This is a genomic window from Kitasatospora sp. NPDC127067 (assembly GCF_042724755.1).
GTDB lineage: Bacteria > Actinomycetota > Actinomycetes > Streptomycetales > Streptomycetaceae > Kitasatospora > Kitasatospora lactacystinica.
The window spans coordinates 1-16770 of record NZ_JBHXEM010000039.1 but is presented as its reverse complement, the minus strand read 5'-3'; the positions used below and the strand labels follow the sequence as shown (position 1 = coordinate 16770).

Genomic DNA, 16770 nt, shown 5'->3' with positions numbered 1-16770 from the left:
CGTTCCTAGAGGTCGAACAGTGCGTCCTGCGGCTCGGGATCGGGTGCGAGCACGGCGCGCAGGCGCCTGACGGCCTGGCGCCACTTCGTGCCGTCGGGCGCCTCGTCCCAGAGCTCGGCGAGCTCGGACGCCCCGGCGACCACGCGGTCGAGTGCCTCGACGGCGAGCGGCCGCAGGTCGGTGGCGAGGACGGGAAGCGCCCGGTCGGGCCAGTAACTCGTGGTGACCGGTCCATCGCCCGGGCACTGGGCGGCGATGAGGGCCGCGGCGGCGACGGCCTCCGTTCCCTCGCGGTACTCCAGGTGGTCCCGGGTCCGGACGGTGCGGATCAGCGCCGCTCGGACCAGGGCTTCCCGTGCGCCCTCGGCGGTCTCGTCCAGGGCGTCGGCGAAGTCCGCGGCCGTGTCGTTCTCGAACGGGCCGATGCCCCAGGTGCCCATGGCGGTCTCCTCGTGTCACTGCGCGGTGATCCTCGCAGAGGGCAACGACAGCGGCGGCCTCGCGTGCCCCGGTGAACCCCGGGCCGCCGGTCGGCCGTCGGACGGAACGTAGGGCTGTGGTGATCGGCAGGAGGAGTACGGGGATGGGCGAGACGGTGAACGGCGGGTTCCGGCTGGCGGCGGTGTTCGACGCGGTGGATCCGGTGACCGGGCCCGGGTTCGCACCGGACCGGCCGCGGCTGGCGGCGGGGGCGGATCGCGAGGCCGTCGCCCGGTACCTGCGGGCCGGGGCGACGGTGCTGCTGACGCCGATGCTGATGGACGACGTGGTCGACCCGGGGCGGCGCGGCGTCGTGCCGATGGGCTTCCGCACCGACGGCCGGTGGATCTGGACCGACACCGTGACGTACTACCTGGAGGAGTACGGGCTGGCGCCCGACCCCGAGCTGCTCGCCCACGTGCGCGAGCAGCTCGACGAGCCGTGGACGCAGCCCTCGGCGGCGGTGCTGGAGCAGGCCGTGTCCTTCGTGCTGTCCCCGCCGGAGGCGGCCGCGGAGCCGGTCTGGACGGTCGGGACCTGAAGCGCGCCGGCCGGCCGAACCGGTCCGGCTGAACCGGTTCGGCCACGCGGGCCGTAGCTCCCCACAGGAGTGTCGTCGAACGCAGGGGATGCATGGTGGGCGAGGAGCAGCGCGGCGAGCCGGAGCGGAGGGCGGGCGGCTTCCAGCTCCCGGCGGTGAACTGGGCGTTGGCGGCCGAGGCGGACCCCGGGGAGCGGGCGGAGCCGGCGCAGGAGCCCGCGAGCGCCGCGACGGCGGTGCTCCCGGCGCCGTCGGGTGCCGGTGCGGGTGCCGGTGCCGCGGGCGCCACGACGGGCGGGGCCCGGACCGGACCGAAGCCCGAGGCCGGACCGAAGCCCGAGGCCGAGGCCGAGGCCGAGTCTGCGGCGCCGACGGGTATCGGGCCGGCGCCGCTGCCGTCCCCCGTCGCGGCCTCGACCGCCCCCGGGGCGCCCGAGGCGGTGGCACTCGCCGCCGTCGCGTCCGCCGAGCCGGCCGGTGACGGCGCCACGGACCCGGGGCCGCGCCCCGGCCGGGTCTCCCGGCCGATGATCGCCGCGGCCGTCGCCGTCGGCCTGGTGCTGGTCGGCACCTCCGTGGTGGTCACCCAGCTCGGCGGCAACGACCCCAAGCACGGGCCGGCCCAGGCCGACGTCCCGCCCGGCTACGGGCAGGGCGGCGGGGACGGCGGCAACGGCTACGTCCCCGGCTTCGACGAGCACGGCGGCACCGGCGGGGGCGCCCCGCCGGACGGGCAGCCGGGTGCGGTGGTCCCGCTGCCCGACGGTTCGGCCGCACCCGGGCCGGGCGACCAGGCGGCCTCGGCTCCCAACGGCGCCGTCGTCCCCAACGGCGCCGGCGGTGCCGGTACGGCCGCCCGTCCCGGCGGCGCGGCCAACCCCGCCCCGGGCGGCGGGACGGACCGCTCCCAGGGCGGTGCGGCGGCCGCCTCGGGCGGCTCGGCCTCCGGCGGCACGGGTGGTGGCGGCGCGGCCAACCCGGCCCCCAACCAGCCCCCGGCGAACCCGCCGGCCGCGCCGCCACCGGCGGCCCAGCAGCCCGCGCCGCCGCCGGCCGCCGCCAAGCCGCCGGCACCGGTCACCGTGATCGCCGGCCCGTACTGCTCGGGCGGCGGCCAGTACAAGACCAACGGCTGGTACGACCAGGGCACCAAGGGCTGGCGCAACAACTCGGGCGGCTACAGCGGCGACGGCTGCAACGGCACGTACGCCTCGATGCCGATGTCCGGTGACGCGAACAAGGACGACAACAGCAACTCGGTGGTCTGGACCTTCACCGTGGACAAGGTCAGCAGCTGCACCCTGTCCGTCTACATCCCGGCCAGCGGCGACGTGAAGCAGGTCGGCGGCAACCCCAGCCTCTACACGGTGCAGAGCGGTGGCGGCCAGATCGGCTCGTTCTCCATCAACCAGACGGCCAGTAGGGGCAGTTGGGTGAACCAGGGCCCGTTCTCCTACCGCGGCCCGATCTCGGTGACGCTGCACAGCCGTGGCCTGGACTGGTCGGGCAGCACCGAGACGTTCGCCCACCACGCCGCCGCCGCCGTCCGCGCCACCTGCACGGCCTGACCCCGCCCGAAGCCGCCCGACCCCCGAACCAGCAGAACAACCCGAACCACCAGAACAACCCGAACAACAACGCCCCACGACGAAGGGAACCCCAGGCATGTCGCGCCCGGTGCTGACGGTCTGCGCGGAGCAGCGGGAGCCCGGCTCCTACCGCACGATCGGCGAAGCCCTCCAGGCTGCCCGCAGCGGCGCGGTGATCTCGGTCCGCCCCGGCCGGTACGACGAGAACCTGGTGCTCACCAAGGTGGTGAGCATCACCGCCGAGGACGTCCGGGGCAGCGTGCGGATCAGTCCCCGCCGCGGTTCGGTGGTCCAGGTGCTCACCGAGGCCGTCCAGCTCACCGGCCTGGTGCTCCAGGGGCAGGACGACGACCTGCCCGCCGTCGACGTCCCGCGCGGCCAACTCGCCATGCAGGACTGCGAGGTGATCGGCAACGCGTGGACCGCCGTGCTCACCCGCCAGCAGGGCGAACTCGCCATGCGCGGCAGCCGGGTGACCAACCCGGCCGGAGCCGGGCTGGTGGAGACCTCCACCGGCACCAGCGTGATCGAGGACAGCGTCATCGAGCACCTGGGCACCTCGGCCGTGGTCATCGGCGAGCGGTCCAACCCGACCGTCCGGCGCTGCGTGCTGCGCGACGCGCGCGGCAACGGCCTGTGCGCCAACGGCGAGGCGCGCGGCCTCGTCGAGGACTGCGAGATCTCCGCCACCGACAAGCCCGCCGTCGCCCTGGAGGAGCAGAGCACCACCCGGCTGCTGCGCACCGAGATCCGGGACAGCGCGCTCGGCGTCTTCATCGGCTCCACCGCCCGGGTCGTGCTGGAGGACTGCACCGTCACCGCCGTGCGCGCCCACGGCTACGTCCTCACCAACGGCACCGACCCGCTGCTGCGCCGCTGCCGGGCCGTCCGCCCCCAGGGCCACGGCCTGCACATCGCCGGCCGGGCCCGGGGCACCCTGGAGGACTGCGAGGTCACCGCCCCCGCCCTGGCCGGCATCCACGTCGGCGAGTCGGCCGGGCCCAGCCTGGTGCGGGCGGTGGTGCGCGACGCCGGGACGGACGGCGTCGAACTCACCGGGGAGAGCGCCGCCGAGTTCGACCGCCTGGAGGTCCGGGACGCGGCCGGCGTCGGCATCGTGGTGCGCGACGGCGCCAACCCGCTGCTGCGCCGCAGCACCGTCACCGCCGCCGGCGGCCACGGGATCGAGGCGCTGCGCGACGGGCGCGGCCGGCTGGAGGACGTCACCGTCGTCGACGCCGGTGGGCACGGGGTGCGGATCGCCGACGGCGCCAACACCTACCTCGGCGGCAGCCTGGTGCGCGGCAGCGGATCCTGCGGGATCTCGGTCGGCGCCGAGGGCATCGCCACCCTGCGCGACGTCGAGTCCGCCGACAACGCCCTGGACGGCGCCGAGGTCGAGCACGGCGGCGACCTGACCGCCACCCGCACCCGGCTGCGGACCAACCGGCGGCACGGGCTGCACCTGCGGTCCGGCGCCCGCGCCACCCTGACCGCCTGCCAGCTCAGCGACAACACCGTGGACGGGCTGCGCTCCGACTCCGTGGAGCCCGTGCGGCTCACCGACTGCGTGGCCGCCGAGAACCAGGGCGCCGGGCTGCGGCAGACCGAGCCGACCGACCGCCTCGCCGTGGAGAACCTCGACAGCCGGGACAACCGCTCTCCGGACGCCCACGGCGCGGCGGCCGTCGCCACCACCGAGCCCGGCGCGGCCCCCGCCGCCGACGGGTCGGACGCCCCGGCCGAGGGCGCCGCGGCTCCCGCCCCGGCCGCACCGCAGGGCCCGCAGGCCGTCCTCCAGACCCTGGTCGGGCTGCAGGGCGTCAAGGAGCAGGTCGCCACCCTGGTCAACCTCAACAAGCTGGCCCGGCGCCGGGAGCAGGCCGGTCTGCCCGCCCTGCCGATGAGCCGGCACCTCGTCTTCGCCGGCCCGCCCGGCACCGGCAAGACCACCGTCGCCCGGCTCTACGGCGCGATCCTCGCCGAGCTCGGCGTGCTGCGCAGCGGCCACCTGGTCGAGGTGGCCCGGGCCGACCTGGTCGCCTCGATCATCGGCGGGACGGCCCTGAAGACCACCGAGGTGGTCAAGGAGGCGCTCGGCGGGGTGCTGTTCATCGACGAGGCGTACACCCTGTCGGCGGGCTCGGGCGGCACCGGACCGGACTTCGGCCGCGAGGCCATCGACACCCTGGTCAAGCTGATGGAGGACCACCGCGACGACCTGGTGGTGATCGTCGCCGGCTACGAGGCCGAGATTCGCGAGTTCCTGGCCTCGAACCCGGGCCTGGCCTCCCGGTTCAGCCGCACCGTCGAGTTCCGGAACTACAGCGACGAGGAGCTCACCACGATCGTCGAGCACGCCGCCGCCGGGCACGGCTACGAACTCGTCGAGGGCACCCGGGAGGCGCTCGCCGCGCACTTCGACCGGATGCCCAAGGGCGCCGACTTCGGCAACGGCCGGGCCGCCCGCAAGGTGTTCGAGGAGATGGTCGACCGGCAGGCCTCCAGGCTCGCCGAACTGGAGCACTTCGACAACGAGGCGCTCACCCGGCTGCTGCCCGCCGACGTGGGCGAGCAGGCCGCCGCCGACGAGGCGAAGGCCGACGAACCCGGCCTGCTCGACCGGCTGCGCGCCATGGTCGGCCTCGCCGCCGCCAAGGAGCAGGTCGAGGACCTGGTCAACCTGACCCGGCAGACCCGGCGCCGGGTCGAGGCCGGGCTGCCCGCCGCCACCATCAGCCACCACCTGGTGTTCTCGGGCCCGCCCGGCACCGGCAAGACCACCGTCGCCCGGCTCTACGGCGAACTCCTCGCCGAACTCGACGTGCTGCCCTCGGGCCAGCTGATCGAGACCGCCCGCGCCGACCTGGTCGGCCGCTACATCGGCCACACCGCCCAGCTCACCCGGGACGCCTTCGAACGCGCCCGCGGCGGCGTGCTGTTCATCGACGAGGCGTACACCCTGACGCCCCGCAACGGCTCCGGCGGGGACTTCGGGCAGGAGGCCGTCGACACCCTGATGAAGCTGATGGAGGACCACCGCGACGAGGTCGTGGTGATCGTGGCCGGATACCAGGAGGAGATGCGCGGCTTCCTCGCCTCCAACCCCGGCCTGGCCTCCCGGTTCTCCCGGGAGATCACCTTCGACCACTACGCGGACGACGAACTCGTCACCATCGTCCGGGTGCAGGCCGAGGCCGCCGGCTACACCTGCACCCCGGAGACCCTGGCCGCGCTCGGCACGCTGTTCGCGGCCGTCCCGCGCGACCGCTCCTTCGGCAACGGGCGGTTCGCCCGGCAGGTGCTGGAAGCGATGATCACCCGGCAGGCGGGCCGGCTGTCCCGGCTGGACATCGCGGACCTCGACGAGCTCAGCCTGCTGCTGCCGCAGGACATCCCGGCCGAGCGGATCGGCAGCCTCGCATGAAGCGGGCGCCCCTGGCCCGGGCGGTGGCCGCACCGCTCCTGGCCGGGCTGCTGCTGCCCGTGGCAGGCCCGGCCGCCGCCGACACGCCCGCCGGCCCCGACGCCCTGCCCGGCGTCAGCCAGCAGCGGCGCGACGCGAGCGGCCGGTCGGCCGGCTGCCTGCCGCCGTCCACCAAGGGCACCCAGCTCACCCCCTGGCCGCAGACCTTCCTGCGGCCCGACCGGGTCTGGCCGCTCAGCCGCGGCGAGGGCGTCACCGTCGCCGTCCTCGGCTCCGGGGTCAAGGACGGCAGCGGCCTGCTGGCCGGCCGGCTCGACCTGGCCCAGCTGCCCGGCGGCCCCGACCCCGCCCAGGACTGCGTCGGCCACGGCACCTTCCTGGCCGGCCTGATCGCCGCCGACCAGCGCGAGGGAGCGGGCTTCGCCGGCCTCGCGCCGCGCGCCCGGATCCTCGCCGTCCCGGTCACCAACGAGGCCGGAACCCCTTCGGCGGACCTGGTGGCCCAGGGCATCACCGCGGCGGCCGACCGCGGCGCGCGGGTCATCGCGGTCGGGGTGGCACTGCCGAACGGCACCGACGCCCTGGCCGCCGCGGTGCGCGCGGCGCGCGGCAAGGGCGCGCTGATCGTCGCCCCGGCCGCACCCGACACCGTCCCGACCGACGGCTCCGGAACCGCCAAAGCCGTCCCGGCGGTCTACCCGGCGGCCTACCCCGAGGTGCTCGCCGTCCGCGACCTCGCCCCCGGCGGCGCGCTCCCGGACGGCCCCTCGGCCGTCCCGGTCGGCGGCCGCGTCGACCTCGCCGCCCCGGGCGACGCCGTCACCGGCCCCGGCCCGGCCCCCGGCGGCTACTACACCGGCGCCGGCCCCAGCTTCGCCACCGCCTTCGTGGCCGGCACCGCCGCCCTCGTCCTCGGCTACCGCCCGGACCTGACCGTCGACCAGCTGACCCAGCGCCTGGAAGCCACCGCCTACCGCAGCCCCGACCCCCAGTACGGCCACGGCACCGTCGACCCCGTCGCCGCCGTCACCCGCCTCGCGGCGCCCGGCGCCCCGGCCCCGCCGACCGCGGCCGCAGCCCCCACCATGCCCCCCGTCCCGCCCCCCACCGACGCCGGCCACCGGGCGGGCCTGATCGCGCTGTCCTCCCTCGCCCTCGTCGCCCTCGTCGCGGCGGCGGGCGCGGTGGCCCCCCGCGCCCGCGCCCGGGGCTGGCGCCCGGGCCGGGCGGAGGAGAGCTGACGGGTCGGCGGGACGGGGGAGACCGGCGAGGTCGACGTGCCCGCGCCGGCCAGTGGGACTGCAATGGGTCGGAAACCCAGCAGTGGTACTGGTATCCCACCGGCGCGCTCGGCAACGCGAACTCGGGCAAGTGCCTGGAGATCCGGGGCGACGCCACCCACAACGGAGCGACCGCCGACCAGTGGCAGTGCAACGGGTCCGCCACCCGGAAGTGGCGCTGAGCCGCGCCCGGACGCGGTCGCGGCGGCCTGCCGCGCGGGCTTCCCGGCGTGGACCGCGGGGGAGGGCCTCCTCGTGAGTGGGCGAGGCGGTGCCCTGCGGCGGATCGCCGTCCTCTTCTCGGCCTCCTGGCCTCCCGGCGCCCGCAGGGAGGCCAGGGAGCGGCTTGGCCTGCGCCCGTCCGGTGGGTCGCTCCTTCTGCGGCCTCCCTCAGCCCCGGCGTTCGGCCATGGCGTCGCCGACGAGGGCGGCGAGTTCGAGGTAGTCGAGGCGGGCCCGGGGGCGCAGGGCGGCGGGGGCCGCCTGGGGGCGGCCCGGGAGCGGGAGGGCGAGGGCGCCGCGGCAGCGGGTGCGGAAGTGGGGGAGGAGGTCGCGGCCGGCGACCGGGCGCTCGGTGGGCGGGGCGGGGGTGAAGACGGCGGTCGCCCCGCGGGCCAGCCGGTCGTGGCCGAGGGCGGTGAGGTGGTCGAGGAGGGCTTCGGCGGTGCGGGCGCCGTCGGCGCTGGCCGGGGCGCAGAGGAGCAGCTGGTCGGCCCGGTCGACGGCGGCGAGCTGGACCTCGGCCGGGGCGCCGGTGGTGTCGGCGAGGACGACCGGGTAGTGGCCGCGGGCCTCGTCGAGGGCCTCCCGCAGGGCGGCCGGGTCGGGTCGTACGGATCGCAGTACGAGTCGGCCGCCGGTACGGCACTCGCTCCCGGCGGGACCGGCGGTGGACAGGACGAGCACCGGGTCGGCCCGGTGCTCGGCGAGCAGGGCGCCGAGGACGGCGGCGGCCCCCTCGGCGGGGCCGCCCAGGACGGCGATCCGGTGGCAGGCCCGCAGCGGCACCCGGACGCGTTCGACCAGGCGCCGCCGCCGTGCCTCCCCGCCGCCGGGCAGGACGAGCCGCAGGGCGCGCGGGAGGTCCGTGCCGGGGCGTTGTGCGGGCGGGGCGGGCGGCGGTCCGGGTGCCGCGCCGGTGTCGGTGTCCCGGGCCGGCGGCTCCGCCGGAGGGACGGCCGAGGGCGCCGCCGAGGGGGGTTCGACGGTCAGGGCGCGGGTGAACAGCTGCCGTTCGGCGGGCGGGATGAGGACGGTGCCGAGCGGGTCGAGCGGGCGCCGGGGCAGCAGGGCGACCGGCTCGGGCCAGGCGGCGGGCGAGTAGTCGGGTGCGGCCGGGGTGGTGCTGCCCGCGCCCGCGGTGCCGTCGGAGAAAGCCATCGGATGACCTCCTGGTCCAGGGTGCGCCGGACCGGTGCCTCCGGTCCGGCCGGCCCGTACAGCCGGGAGTACGGCTGAAGGCGCCGCTCCGGTTCACTGAACCGCCCTCGGTGGGGGGCCCGTTGAGCGGGGCAGGGTGCACGGAGCACCCCTGGTCGCATCGGGAGGTCCGCATCGGAAAACCCTCCGCCCCACCGGCTACCGATCGGTACCGTCATCCGGTGGCACCCGGCGCCTGCCGAGTGCCACCGAGTCGGAAGGAGCGTGAGTCCCGTGAACGGGACGGGGGAGGGACGCGGCATGGCCGCGGACGGGCCGGAGGCGCGGGAGTTCGTCGCGGCCCTGGTGCGGGCCGGGGCGCCGAGCGCGGACGGGCCGGCCGCGCTGGCGGTGCCCGAGGCGGAGGCGGAGGAGGTGATCGCGGTCGCCCGACGGCTGGCGCTGCGCGTGGTGCCGGAGGGCCGGTGGTGGCCGCGGCCCGCGACGGCGCTGCTGGACATGGCGACGGCGCTGGTGGTGGACGAGCACCCGTCGGCCCCGCAGTGGTCGGCGGCGGAGCGGCAGCGGCTGACGGGCTGGGTCGCGGTGCTGATCGAGCACCGGGGAGAGGACGGGGTGCAGGAGCTGCTCCGGGCGCTCGGCGGGGGCTGACACCGCCGGGCCCGGGCGGTCGGGGGCGCCGTCCGGGCGGCGGCGCGGGCGCCGCGGCTCACGGCCGCTAACGACCGGCCAACAGTCGTCGGCGCCCGCCAACGGTGGCACCCGGGACCGGTCCGAGTGCCCCGGGCGGGGGCGTTGGTGCTGCCTTGGTGCGGACTTGGCGGCCTCCGGCAGTGTGCTGTTGCAGCCACCGCCGGGGGATGTCCGGTCGCTGCCCAGCACGCCCTGCCCGTGCTGCGCCCCTGCCCGACCTGAGAGGTAGCGCGTGTCGAAGCCGTCCGTCGCCCAGCCCACGTCCGTCACCCCGTCGTCCGAGGGTCCGGCGGACGCGCCGGAAGGCGTCACCGCCCCGGCCCGTCAGACCCTCGACCCGGACACGCTCGCCGAGATCCACCGGCTGCACGGCGGCTACCTGCTGCGCGCGCTGCTGCGGGCCACGGGCGGGGACCGCGGCAAGGCCGAGGACATCCTCCAGGAGACCCTGCTGCGCGCCTGGCAGCACCCGGAGGCGCTGTCCGCCGGGCCGGAGGCGAGCCGGCCCTGGCTGTTCACGGTCGCCCGCCGGATCGCGATCGACCACTACCGGATGGCCGCCGCCCGCGCCAAGGAGGTGATCGGCGAGCCGATGGAGGACCGGCCGGTCGCCGACGACCCCTACGAGCGGGTGGTGGTGGCCCGGGACATCGCGCTGGCGCTGCGCCGGGTGCAGAAGCACCACCGCGAGGTGCTGGTCGAGCTGCACCTCAAGGACCGCTCGGTGCTGGAGGCCTCGGCCCGGCTGGGGGTGCCGCCGGGGACGGTCAAGTCCCGCAACTTCTACGCGATCCGGGCGCTGCGCCCGGTGCTGGCGGCGGAGCACGGGTACGCCCCGACGGAGCGCGGGGCCGCCTCGGCCGCGGGCTGACCGGGCCGCCGTCCCGTCGGGCGGCACGGGCCCGCCGGCCTCCGCCAGGGCCGGCCGCCGCCCGGGTCAGCCGTCCGCCGGCCGCCGCCCGGTACGGAGCTTGAGCGACGCCTCCAGGCCGGTGGTGAACCCGCTCCGGTAGCCCGCGCGCCGGTCGTGCGAGCGGAAGCGCTCCAGCGCCGAGCGCAGCCTGGCACCCACCTCCGGTTCCCGGCCCCGGGCCGACAGGTGGGCGGCGTAGGACTGTTCGGCCAGGGCGTGCAGGTACAGCAGGCCGGCCTCCTCGCACGCGGCGAGCAGCCGGTGCCAGGCGAGGTCGGCGGCGACGTCGCGGACGGTCGGCGGGAGGGCCTGCGCCTCGGTCAGCAGCGACCAGAGGTGGACCTGGGTGACGGGCGTGGCCGGCAGCAGCTCCCGGGCCTCGCGGGACCGGCGCTGGGCGCCCTCCCGGTCCCCGACGGCCAGGCTCACCCAGCCCTGGTGCACCTTGGCGTCGACCAGCCGCCGGCGGTCGCCGGACTCCAGCGCGAGCGCGGTGGCGCCGGCCGCCAGCCGTTCGGCCTCGGCGCCGTGGCCGAGCATCGCGGTGACCATGGCCAGCGTGGCGAGCGCCCGGACGTGCGCGGACACGGCCGCGGGCCCGGTCCCGGACTCGGCGGCGGCCACCGCCCGCCGGGCCGCCTCCGCGGACTCCTGCCGGCGTTCCAGCGCGACCAGGGCCTGCGCCCGGCAGTTGAGCAGCAGGGCGAGCGCGACCGGGTCGCCGCACCGTTCGGCCGCCGCCTGCCCGAGCCGGGCGCAGGCGAGCCAGTCGGTGAAGCGGCCGGCGCCGTAGTAGAGCGAGCCGCAGGTCAGCGCGAGCCGCCAGGCGCGCGCCGGGTCGGTGTCGGGGGAGGCGACCAGCGCGGAGAGCGCCGGCTCCTCGGCGTCGAACCAGTCGAGCGCGGTGCGGATGTCGACGGCGGCCGGCAGGGACTGCGCCGGGCCGGCGGGCGGGGCGGTGTCCTCCTGGCCGGGGTCGAGGAAGGAGCCGCAGTGCCGCAGGGCCGTGAGGTAGTGGTCGGCCAGGCGTTCGCGCAGCAGCCGCCGGTGCCGCTCGGGCCGTTCGGCGAGCAGCCCGGCGCCGTAGCGCCGGACCAGGTCGGTGCGGACGTGGCGCCCGGGGGCGGTGCCGGTGAGCAGGTGGTGGGAGGTCAGCTCGCCGAGCGCCCGGTGGGCGGTGGCGGTGTCGCTGCCGAGCAGCGCGGCGCTCGCCGAAGGATCCAGCTCGCGGCCGGGGTGGGCGGCCTGGACGGTCAGCAGTTCGGCCGCGGGTTCGGAGAGCCGGCGGTGGGTCAGCCGGAGGCGGCCCGCGACGGAGAGCGTGCCGTCGGCGTCCAGGGCGGCCAGCCCGGTCCGCTCGTCGGCGAGTTCGGCGACCAGCTCGGCGATCGTCCAGTCCGGCCGGGCGGCCAGCCGGGCGGCGGCGATCCGCAGGGCGAGCGGCAGACGGTCGCAGAGCCCGGCGAGCCGGGCGGCGGCCTCCGGCTCGGCGCGCAGCCGTTCGGGCGTCAGCGCGCGTTCCAGCAGGTCCAGGGCGTCGTCCTCGGGCAGTGCGGCCAGGCGCAGCAGGGTCGCTCCCTCCAGGGCGACCAGGCCCTCCAGCGCGCCCCGGCCGGTGACCACGGCGGTGCCGGCCGGGCCCGCGGGCAGCAGGTCGGCGACCTGGTCGGCGTCGGCGGCGTCGTCCAGCAGCACCAGCAGCCGCCGGCCCCCGGTGCGTTCGCGGTAGAGCGCCGCCCGGGCGGCGCGCCCGGCGGGGATGCCGTCCTGCGGCACGCCGAGCGCGCGCAGGAAGCCGGCCAGGACGGCCTCGGGCCGGGCCGGGCCGTCCGGGGCGAGGCCGCGCAGCTCGGCGTGGAGCAGGCCGTCCGGGAAGCGGTCGGCGACCCGGTGCGCCCAGGCGGTGACCAGCGCGCTCTTGCCCACCCCGGCCGGGCCGACCACCAGCACCGGGCCGTCCCCGGCCCGGCCGCCCCCGTCGGGGCCCGGCCCGCAGGCCCGGTCGAGACGGGCCAGGTCGCCGGTGCGGCCGACGAAGTCCGGGTGGCGCCGCGGCAGTTGGCGCGGAACCAGCGGGACCGGCGGAACCGGCGGGGCCTGCGGGGCCTGCGGCGCCGGCTCGGCGGCCGGGGGAGCGGCGGCCGGCGGCTCCACCGTTCGGTCGTCGGCCAGCACTTCGGCGAGCGCCGCCCGCAGCGCCGGGCCGGGGTGGATGCCCAGCTCCTCGGCGAGCCGCATCCGGGCCCGGTGGTAGGCGGTCAGCGCCTCGGCGGGCCGGCCCGCCTGGTGCAGGCAGCGCATCAGCAGCGCCACCAGTTCCTCGCGCAGCCCGTCCATCCGGACGCCCTGCTCCAGCAGCGGCACGGCCGACGCCCCGGCGCCCTGGCCCAGCCGCAGCCCGGCCCAGCGGAGCAGGGCGGCGGTGCGGGACTGCCGCAGCCGGTCCACCGCGGCGGAGCGCAGCGGGGTGTCGGGCAGGTCGGCCAGCGCCTCGCCGCGCCACAGCCGCAGCGCCCCCTCCAGCAGCGCGACCGCCGTGGCGCAGTCGCCGTGGCCGGCCTGCCGGTCGGCGGCGCCGGTGAGTTCCTCGAAGCGCAGCGCGTCCACCTCGTCGGCCGGCCCGGCCAGCAGGTAGCCGGAGTCCCGGGTGTGCAGCTCGAACGGGGTGCCGGCGAGCACCTTGCGCAGCGCGGCGACGTGGCCCTGCACGGCCGCCCGCGCGCTCGGCGGCGGCTGCTCGTCCCACAGCAGCTCGCACAGCTGGTCCACGGTGACCAGGTGCCCCAGCCGCAGCGCCAGCAGCGCCAGCACGGCCCGCCGCTGCGCGCCCGCCACGCTCGTGAAGCCGCCTGCCCCGATCCGCAACTCCACCGGCCCGAGCAGCCGAATCCGCACCAGTACCCCCACTTCACCGCAGAACCGCGCATCACGCCCCGAAGCGGCCATCGGCCCTCGGGGTGGAGCAGTGTAGTGCGAGAAGATGTCCGGTCATGTCGGTCGGTCGTCCCTGCCCCCGGTTGACGCGTCGGGAGCGGCCGATGGTTGCGCCGGCGGGGGATCGGGCCGGAACGCCGTGTCGTACCCCTCGGTTCGGCCGGGGCGCCGTGTCGTACCCGCGCGGTACGGTGCCCGAGGACGGCCCCGGACCGGCGCGAAGGGCCTGACCGGCCCTATCCTCGGTCGGGCCGGGGAGTCGAGGACGGGGGAGGGGAACGGGCGCGTGCACATCGATCTGCTCGGACCGGTGGTGGTGCGGCGGGAGGACGGGACGGCGGTGACGCCCTCGGCGCCCAAGCGCCGGGCGCTGCTGAGCGCGCTCGCCGTGCGGCTGAACCGGACGGTGGCCACCGAGGAGCTGATCGAGCTGGTCTGGGAGGGCTGCGCGCCGCCCACCGCGCGGGCCGCCCTGCAGGGCCATGTCGCGGCGCTGCGCCAACTGCTGGACGGCCCCGGGCTGGAACTCGACACCCGCGGCTCCGGCTACCTGCTGGCCGGTGAGCCCGACCGGATCGACGTGCTGCGCTTCGCCCGGCTCTGCGAGCAGGCGGGCGTGCTGCTCCCCGAGCCCGCCGGCCCGCCGCGGGGCGCCGCGCCGGACCGGGCACTGCCCCTGCTGCGCGCCGCGCTGGACCTCTGGCGCGGTCCGGCGCTCGCCGACTGCGGCTCCGCCCTGCTGCGCGAGCGGACCCTCCCGTACCTGACCGACCTGCGGCTGCGCGCCCTGGAGCTCCTGGCCGACGGCCTGCTCCGGGCCGGCCGGGGCGGCGAGCTGGCCGCCGAACTCGACGAGGCCGCCGACGGCCACCCCGCCCGGCAGCCGCTGGCCGCCCGGCTGGTGCGCTGCCTGGAGCAGGACGGGCGCAGCGCCGAGGCGCGGGAGCGCTACGAGCGGGCGGTGGCCCGGCTCAGCTGGCCGCCCGGCCCCGAACTGCGCCGGGCCGGCGAGCTGGCCGGCGCCCGGCCCGCCGCCGACCGCCGGTTCGTCGGCCGGAGCACCGAACTCGCCCGGCTGGACCAGGTGTTGCCCGCCGCGCGGGACGGCCGGCCGATCCTGGTCACCGGGCCCGCGGGGGTCGGCAAGACCAGCCTGGTCCGGCAGTGGACGGCCCGGCACGGCGACGCCTACTTCCCGGACGGCGTCCTCCGCGCCGAACTGCGCGGCTTCGACCCGGACGGGGCGCGCGAACCCGGTGAGGTGCTCGGGGAGCTCCTCACCGCCCTCGGCGTCGACCCGGACGCGCTGCCCGCCGAACCCGAGGACCGCGCCCGCCGCTACCGCGAACTGATCGGCGGCCGGCGGATGCTGGTCGTCCTGGACGACGCCGCCTCCTACGAGCAGCTCGCCCCGCTGCTGCCCGACCCGCCGGCCACCGACAGCGAGCCCGCCCCGGTCGCGATCGTCACCAGCCGCAGCCGGCTGCGCCACCTGCTGGTCCGTACCGGCGGCATACCGGTGCCGCTCGGCGCGCTCGGCGCCGACGAGGCCGCCGACCTGCTCGCCCGCATCCTCGGCCCGGACCGCACGGCCGGTGAGCCGGAGGCCGTCGCCGAACTCGCCGAGCGCTGCGACCACCTGCCGCTCGCGCTGCGGCTGGCCGCCGCCCGCCTCGCCGCCCGGCCCGACTGGTCCGCGGCCGACCTCGCCGCCGAACTCGCCGACGAGCAGACCGGCCTGGCCGCCCTCTCCGGCGCCGGCACCGGCACCGACCGCGGCCCGCTCGGCCTCACCACCGCCCTGGACCGCACGTACCGCGCGCTGGCCCCGGACGCCGCCCGGCTGTTCACCCTGCTCGGCCTGCACCCCGGCGCGGAGATCGGCACCGACACCGCCGCCGCCCTCGCCGACCTCCCGCCCGCGACCGCCCGCACCCTGCTGACCCGGCTCGACGCCGTGCACCTGCTGGAGGAGACCAGCCCCGGCCGGTACGCCCGGCGCGAGCTGGTCCGCCGCCACGCCGCCGCGCAGGCCGCCGAACTCGCCTGCGAGGAGCGGTACCTGGCCCTCGACCGGCTGATCGCCCACTACCTGGACGTCACCGCGGACTGGGCGGGCGAGGGGGCGGAGGCCGGGGGCGCGGCGGCCGGGGGCAGCGGGTCGGCGGCGGCCTGGTTCCGCCGCGAGGAGAGCGCCCTGCGCGCCGTCGTGCTCTGCGCCGAGCAGAAGGGACGGCCCACCGCGGCCTGGCGACTCGCCCACCGGGTCGGCCGGTTGTACGAGACCACCGGCCACGACCGGACGCACTGGCGGGCCGTGGTCGAGGCCGGGCTGCGCGCCGCGCACGCGGACCGGGACGAGGCGGCGGTCGCCCGGCTCGGCACCGACCTCGCCGTCCTGCACGTCGACCGCGCGGCCCACCGCACCGCCGCCGACCAGTTGGAGCGGGCGGTCGACGCCGCCGACCGGGCCGGCGACGCGGCGCTGCGCCACCACTGCCGCAGCCGGGTGGCGGCCGCGCTGCTGCGGACCGGCCGGTACGAGCGGGCGGTGCCCATGCTCGGCGACCTGGTGGCCGCCGCCCGCACCCCGGCCACCGACCACCTGCTGGTCCGCGCGCTCACCGACCTCGCCGACGCGCTCGTCCTGGCCGGCGACCCCGGGCCCGCCCTGCGCCACGCCGACGAGGCGGTGCGCGCCGCCACCGCCCGCTCCGGCGGCGCCGAGGCCGTCCTCGCCACCCACAGCCGGGCCCGCGCCCTGCACGCGCTCGGCCGCCGGGACGCCGCGCTCTCCTCGGCCCGGCTCGCCGTCGCCCTCGGCCGCACCGTCGGCGACCCGGCTCTCGAAGCCCGCTCCCACGGCCTGCTCGCCGACCTGCTGGACGCCCTCGGCCGCACCGTTGAGGGCGCGGAGGCGAGACGCCTGGTGTAGGGCCGCCACCCGCCGGGCCCTGCCCCGGCCGCCCCGGCGGCGGGAAACCGCCGCCGGAGACCGGCCGTCCGTGGCGGAAAACCGCTGATCGGCCGGCGGAACCACAGGCGGAACTATCGGCGGTCCGCTCCCGCGCAACCGCCCCCGCCTGCGTCGCCCCGTCCGCACGCATCCCTCCTGACCTGGGCGGATATCCTGAGGGAGGGGCGACTGGGAGGAATCCGTCCGCCCGGGCATACTTCTGCCTGGAACGAACCGCCGGAGGCGACTCCAGGCAGAAGTGCGGAACTGCGCAGGACCGAGTGAGTGGGGGCGGGGCATGGCGGCCGGGGGCGGTACGGACACGGACGCGAACGAGTTCAGCTGTCTGCTGGCGGGGCACCGGGTGGCGGCGGGCCTGACCCAGGAGGAACTCGCCGCGACCGCCGGGGTCAGCCTGCGCGCCCTCGGGGACATGGAGCGCGGTCGCACCCGCGGCCCGCAGCGGCGCACCGTGCGGGCCCTGGCCGAGGCGCTCGGGCTGGACGGCGTGCAGGCGGAGGCGCTGGACCGGGCCGCGCAGTCCGGACGCCCGCGCGGGGTGCGGCCGGGCCCGGCG

At 77.8% G+C, this 16770-nt stretch carries 12 protein-coding genes; 9 read left to right on the top strand and 3 right to left on the bottom strand.

Annotated elements, in window-relative coordinates; genetic code table 11:
• Window positions 1-5: 5 nt before the first annotated feature.
• Window positions 6-440 carry a DUF4259 domain-containing protein gene (locus ACFWJ4_RS18130; RefSeq protein ID WP_380545049.1) on the bottom strand — a complete coding sequence of 145 codons (435 nt, stop codon included), beginning with the start codon at window positions 438-440 and terminating at the stop codon, window positions 6-8.
• Between the two features lie 143 nt (window positions 441-583).
• Between ACFWJ4_RS18130 and ACFWJ4_RS18125 the strand changes: the two genes are divergently transcribed.
• From ACFWJ4_RS18125 to ACFWJ4_RS18105, 5 genes are all read left to right on the top strand, one after another.
• Complete coding sequence (locus ACFWJ4_RS18125) at window positions 584-1021, top strand: hypothetical protein (protein WP_380355891.1); 438 nt, start codon at window positions 584-586, stop codon at window positions 1019-1021.
• Between the two features lie 92 nt (window positions 1022-1113).
• Window positions 1114-2589 carry a hypothetical protein gene (locus ACFWJ4_RS18120; protein WP_380545047.1) on the top strand — a complete coding sequence of 492 codons (1476 nt, stop codon included), beginning with the start codon at window positions 1114-1116 and terminating at the stop codon, window positions 2587-2589.
• A 97-nt stretch (window positions 2590-2686) separates the two neighbouring features.
• Window positions 2687-6037, top strand: coding sequence for a right-handed parallel beta-helix repeat-containing protein (locus ACFWJ4_RS18115; protein WP_380545045.1), 3351 nt, complete (start codon window positions 2687-2689; stop codon window positions 6035-6037).
• A complete protein-coding gene (locus ACFWJ4_RS18110; RefSeq protein WP_380545043.1) occupies window positions 6034-7278 on the top strand; it encodes a S8 family serine peptidase in 1245 nt (414 codons plus the stop codon). The genes ACFWJ4_RS18115 and ACFWJ4_RS18110 overlap by 4 nt, the downstream gene beginning before the upstream one ends.
• Window positions 7248-7499 carry an RICIN domain-containing protein gene (locus ACFWJ4_RS18105; protein ID WP_380545080.1) on the top strand — a complete coding sequence of 84 codons (252 nt, stop codon included), beginning with the start codon at window positions 7248-7250 and terminating at the stop codon, window positions 7497-7499. The genes ACFWJ4_RS18110 and ACFWJ4_RS18105 overlap by 31 nt, the downstream gene beginning before the upstream one ends.
• 208 nt (window positions 7500-7707) lie before the next feature.
• On the opposite strand, the gene ACFWJ4_RS18100 is transcribed toward ACFWJ4_RS18105, so the two are convergent.
• A complete protein-coding gene (locus tag ACFWJ4_RS18100; RefSeq protein WP_380545041.1) occupies window positions 7708-8697 on the bottom strand; it encodes a hypothetical protein in 990 nt (329 codons plus the stop codon).
• Between the two features lie 273 nt (window positions 8698-8970).
• Between ACFWJ4_RS18100 and ACFWJ4_RS18095 the strand changes: the two genes are divergently transcribed.
• The gene (locus ACFWJ4_RS18095; RefSeq protein WP_380545039.1) at window positions 8971-9348 is read left to right on the top strand and encodes a hypothetical protein; all 378 of its coding nucleotides are present in this window, start codon (window positions 8971-8973) and stop codon (window positions 9346-9348) included.
• 274 nt (window positions 9349-9622) lie between these two features.
• The gene (locus tag ACFWJ4_RS18090; protein WP_380545037.1) at window positions 9623-10261 is read left to right on the top strand and encodes a sigma-70 family RNA polymerase sigma factor; all 639 of its coding nucleotides are present in this window, start codon (window positions 9623-9625) and stop codon (window positions 10259-10261) included.
• A 66-nt stretch (window positions 10262-10327) separates the two neighbouring features.
• Here ACFWJ4_RS18090 and ACFWJ4_RS18085 read toward each other — a convergent pair whose 3' ends face one another.
• Window positions 10328-13198 (bottom strand): BTAD domain-containing putative transcriptional regulator, encoded by a 2871-nt coding sequence (locus ACFWJ4_RS18085; RefSeq protein WP_380545035.1) that lies wholly within the window; start codon window positions 13196-13198, stop codon window positions 10328-10330.
• A 325-nt stretch (window positions 13199-13523) separates the two neighbouring features.
• Between ACFWJ4_RS18085 and ACFWJ4_RS18080 the strand changes: the two genes are divergently transcribed.
• Window positions 13524-16172 (top strand): BTAD domain-containing putative transcriptional regulator, encoded by a 2649-nt coding sequence (locus tag ACFWJ4_RS18080; RefSeq protein ID WP_380545033.1) that lies wholly within the window; start codon window positions 13524-13526, stop codon window positions 16170-16172.
• Window positions 16173-16491: 319 nt separating this feature from the next.
• Window positions 16492-16770: helix-turn-helix transcriptional regulator (locus ACFWJ4_RS18075; RefSeq protein WP_380545031.1), on the top strand; the 279-nt coding region annotated here is incomplete at its 3' end.